We start from the raw sequence: 2,262 nt of genomic DNA, 5'->3' as shown, positions 1-2,262 counted from the left end.
AAAAAGTAGAAAGAACACGTAATTATGTTTATCATTAGGCATAATTATAAGTACAATAAGCAAAATAAGGGCGTATGGGGGATGCCTAGGCTCTCAGAGGCGATGAAAGGCGTGATAAGCTGCGAAAAGCTACGGGGATCTGCACACAAGACTTGATCCGTAGATACCTGAATGGGGCAACCCACTATGTTGAAGACATAGTACACCGATAGGTGGGCAAACCCGCTGAACTGAAACATCTAAGTAGGCGGAGGAGAAGAAAACAAAAGTGATTCCGTAAGTAGTGGCGAGCGAACGCGGATTAGCCCAAACCAAAGTTGTTACGGCAATTTTGGGGTTGTAGGACCACGACATTTCTTGCATGCGGAACTAGAACTTACTGGAAAGTAAGACCAAAGAGAGTGATAGTCTCGTATAGGTAACAATTGTAAAGGATAGTGGTATCCTGAGTAGGGCGGGGCACGTGAAACCCTGTCTGAATTTGGCGGGACCATCCGCTAAGGCTAAATACTCCTGAGAGACCGATAGTGAACCAGTACTGTGAAGGAAAGGTGAAAAGAACCGTGAATAACGGAGTGAAATAGATCCTGAAACCATACGCTTACAAGCGGTCGGAGCTTCTTCGTGAAGTGACGGCGTGCCTTTTGCATAATGAGCCTACGAGTTAACGTTGCTGGCAAGGATAAGCACTTCAGGTGTGGATCCGTAGCGAAAGCGAGTCTGAATAGGGCGCTTTAGTCAGTAGTGTTAGACGCGAAACCGTGTGATCTACCCATGGGCAGGTTGAAGCTGTGGTAACACACAGTGGAGGACCGAACCGGTTGACGTTGAAAAGTCTTCGGATGACCTGTGGGTAGGGGTGAAAGGCCAATCAAACTCGGAAATAGCTCGTACTCCCCGAAATGCATTTAGGTGCAGCGCTGAGCATAAAGTTATATAGAGGTAGAGCTACTGATTGGATGCGGGGGCTTCACCGCCTACCAATTCCTGACAAACTCCGAATGCTATATAATGTTTCTCAGCAGTGAGGGCTTGGGTGCTAAGGTCCAAGTCCGAGAGGGAAAGAACCCAGACCATCAGCTAAGGTCCCCAAATGTATGCTAAGTTGAAAGAACGCGGTTTGTCTGCCCAGACAGCTAGGATGTTGGCTTGGAAGCAGCCATTCATTTAAAGAGTGCGTAACAGCTCACTAGTCGAGCGGACGAGCATGGATAATAATCGGGCATAAGTATACTACCGAAGCTATGGATTTCTAGTAATAGAAGTGGTAGGGGAGCATTCTAACAGGGTTGAAGGTATCTCGTCAGGGTTGCTGGACTGGTTAGAAAAGAAAATGTAGGCATAAGTAACGATAATGCGGGCGAGAAACCCGCACACCGAAAGACTAAGGTTTCCACAGCTATGCTAATCAGCTGTGGGTTAGTCGGGACCTAAGGCGAACCCGAAAGGGACAGTCGATGGCCAACGGGTTAATATTCCCGTACTACTGAATACTGTGATGGGGTGACGGAGTGATGAAAGCGCCGCGAACTGACGGAATAGTTCGTTAAAGCACCTAGCTATAAGATTTATAGGCAAATCCGTAAATCTTGGTGAAATGCGATAGTACACGGAGTCTTCGGACGAAGTGATAGTGCGCCTAAGGGCTTCCAAGAAAAACCTCTAAACTTCAGGTATTTAGTACCCGTACCGTAAACCGACACAGGTAGTTGGGATGAGAATTCTAAGGTGCTCGAGAGATTCATGGCTAAGGAATTAGGCAAAATAGACCCGTAACTTCGGGAGAAGGGTCGCCCCGAGTAATCGGGGCCGCAGTGAAGAGGTCCAGGCGACTGTTTATCAAAAACACAGGGCTCTGCAAAATCGTAAGATGAAGTATAGGGCCTGACACCTGCCCGGTGCTGGAAGGTTAAGAGGAGATGTTATCTTCGGAGAAGCATTGAATTGAAGCCCCAGTAAACGGCGGCCGTAACTATAACGGTCCTAAGGTAGCGAAATTCCTTGTCGGGTAAGTTCCGACCTGCACGAATGGTGTAACGATCTGGACACTGTCTCAGCCATGAGCTCGGTGAAATTGTAGTAACGGTGAAGATGCCGTTTACCCGCAGTGGGACGAAAAGACCCTGTGCACCTTTACTATAGCTTAGTATTGACCTTGGATAAATGATGTGTAGGATAGGTTGGAGACTGTGAAGTGGCGTCGCCAGGCGTTGTGGAGTCATTGTTGAAATACAACCCTTTGTTTATCTGAGGCCTAACTCC

Annotated in this window: 1 rRNA gene; it reads left to right on the top strand. The window is 47.6% G+C overall.

What is annotated here, in order from left to right:
- Window positions 1-54 precede the first annotated feature (54 nt).
- A 23S ribosomal RNA gene (locus tag BLR17_RS16335) occupies window positions 55-2,262 on the top strand; the annotation flags it as partial.

This window comes from Flavobacterium glycines (genome assembly GCF_900100165.1).
Classification (GTDB): domain Bacteria; phylum Bacteroidota; class Bacteroidia; order Flavobacteriales; family Flavobacteriaceae; genus Flavobacterium; species Flavobacterium glycines.
Note: the sequence above shows the minus strand (reverse complement) of the source record. Positions and strands in the feature narration are given on the sequence as shown.